The organism is Roseivivax sediminis, from assembly GCF_900112685.1.
GTDB classification, from domain to species: Bacteria; Pseudomonadota; Alphaproteobacteria; order Rhodobacterales; family Rhodobacteraceae; genus Roseivivax; species Roseivivax sediminis.
In genome coordinates, this window is the sequence record NZ_FOMS01000027.1 from 1 (window position 1) to 2500 (window position 2500).

Here is a 2500-nt window from a genome sequence, read left to right on the forward strand (position 1 = left end):
CTGGTTGCGGGAGTAGGATTTGAACCTACGACCTTCAGGTTATGAGCCTGACGAGCTACCGGACTGCTCCATCCCGCGCCAATTGGGCTTTGTCGCCCGTGCTCCGCGCCTGTTTTTGATTGGTGCGGAGGGTGTTTGGTGTCATCGTATTCGAGAGATACGTATTGGCGTGTCTTGCTAGGTTTGGCGGCGACCTACTCTCCCACGTCTTGAGACGCAGTACCATTGGCGCGACGGCACTTAACGGCCGGGTTCGGAATGGAGCCGGGTGTTTTGCTCGTGCTATGACCACCAAACCGAGAAAGACACGGCGCGCATCCGCGCGCCGTGTCTTTCTCGGTGGCCGGGAGCGTTTTTGCGAGGCAAAAGCGCGTGGCCACACCGCAGACATGCCGGGTGCGAATACGCTCAATCAACATGCGCTTATGGCGCGTCGTTGTCCTGATCTTGTTCACAAGGGGTATGCTTTTCGACCAGAGGACAGGGATGCCTGTCTGTTTCTGGATCGAACCAAGCCTGTCGGGCCATTAGTACTGGTCAGCTGAGCGTGTTGCCACGCTTACACCTCCAGCCTATCGACGTGGTCGTCTACCACGGCCCTCGGGGAGACCTTGTTTTGAGGGGGGCTTCCCGCTTAGATGCCTTCAGCGGTTATCCTGTCCGATCATAGCTACCCTGCACTGCTGCTGGCGCAACAACAGGTCCACCAGTGGATCGTTCAACCCGGTCCTCTCGTACTAGGGTCAACTCCTCTCAAGTCTCCTACACCCACGGCAGATAGGGACCGAACTGTCTCACGACGTTCTAAACCCAGCTCACGTACCTCTTTAAACGGCGAACAGCCGTACCCTTGGGACCTGCTCCAGCCCCAGGATGAGATGAGCCGACATCGAGGTGCCAAACACTGCCGTCGATATGGACTCTTGGGCAGTATCAGCCTGTTATCCCCGGCGTACCTTTTATCCGTTGAGCGATGGCCCTCCCACTTGGGACCACCGGATCACTATGGCCGTCTTTCGACTCTGCTCGACTTGTCAGTCTCGCAGTCAGGCTGGCTTCTGCCATTGCACTCAACGAGCGATTTCCGACCGCTCTGAGCCAACCTTCGCGCGCCTCCGTTACGCTTTAGGAGGCGACCGCCCCAGTCAAACTACCCGCCACAGAGGGTCCCGGAACCGGATGACGGTTCGCGGTTAGACACCAAGCGAGGCAAGGGTGGTATCTCAAGGGTGGCTCCACCGGAACTGGCGTCCCGGTTTCAAAGCCTACCACCTATCCTGCACATGCCTGGCCTGGTGCCAGTCTGAAGCTGTAGTAAAGGTGCACGGGGTCTTTCCGTCTAACCGCGGGTAGCCGGCATCTTGACCGGCAATTCAATTTCGCTGAGTCGACGTTGGAGACAGCGGGGAAGTCGTTACGCCATTCGTGCAGGTCGGAACTTACCCGACAAGGAATTTCGCTACCTTAGGACCGTTATAGTTACGGCCGCCGTTTACCTGGGCTTCAATTCGGAGCTTGCACCCCTCCTTTTAACCTTCAGGCACCGGGCAGGCGTCAGACCCTATACGTCGCCTTGCGGCTTCGCAGAGCCCTGTGTTTTTAGTAAACAGTCGCCACCCCCTGGTTTGTGCCCCCGGACATCATAGCCCGGGCCTCCTTCTCGCGAACTTACGGAGGTATTTTGCCGAGTTCCTTCAACGTCGTTCTCTCAAGCGCCTTGGTATTCTCTACCAGTCCACCTGTGTCGGTTTCGGGTACGGTCCGAAGGAGGGCTATTTCCAGGGACTGCCGCATATATGCCCCAATCCGATAAGGGACATACGACTCGGACAATCCGTCACCATCTCCTGGCCCAGGAATATTAACCTGGTTCCCATCGACTACGCCTTTCGGCCTCGCCTTAGGGGCCGGCTTACCCTGCTCAGATTAGCTTTAAGCAGGAACCCTTGGACTTTCGGCGGGAGTGTCTCTCACACTCCTTGTCGCTACTCATGTCATCATTCTCGCTGGTGATCGCTCCACCGGTAAACCTTACGGTCCGGCTTCTCAGCAAGCCTCTCTCCTCCAATGATCCCGAAGGATCGAAGGAGGAATGAGACTATGTCACACCACGCTCCGCTACCACGCTCTCGCGTCCTCAGCTTCGGCTCATGGCTTGAGCCCCGTTACATCTTCGCCGCAAGACAGCTTGATTAGACCAGTGAGCTGTTACGCTATCTTTAAAGGATGGCTGCTTCTAAGCCAACCTCCTGGTTGTTTTGGCCGTCTCACCTGCTTTCCCACTTAGCCATGAATTGGGGGCCTTAGCTGGAGGTCAGGGTTGTTTCCCTCTTCACTACGGACGTTAGCATCCGCAGTGTGTCTGCCATCTAGTACTCCCGGGTATTCGGAGTTTGGTTAGGATCAGTAAGCCTGTGGGGCCCCATTACCCATCCAGTGCTCTACCCCCCGGGGTATTCGGATGACGCTCTACCTAAATAGATTTCGCGGAGAACCAGCT

1 tRNA gene and 2 rRNA genes (1 of these 3 cut by a window edge) are annotated in these 2500 nt (G+C 56.8%); all 3 read right to left on the minus strand.

Going from position 1 to position 2500, the window contains the following annotated elements:
- Nucleotide 1 precedes the first annotated feature (1 nt).
- A tRNA-Met gene (locus tag F3H57_RS21830) sits at nt 2-78 on the minus strand.
- A 103-nt stretch (nt 79-181) separates the two neighbouring features.
- Nucleotides 182-296, minus strand: a 5S ribosomal RNA gene (rrf, locus tag F3H57_RS21835).
- Between the two features lie 210 nt (nt 297-506).
- A 23S ribosomal RNA gene (locus F3H57_RS21840) occupies nt 507-2500 on the minus strand (it continues 1532 nt past the right edge of the window).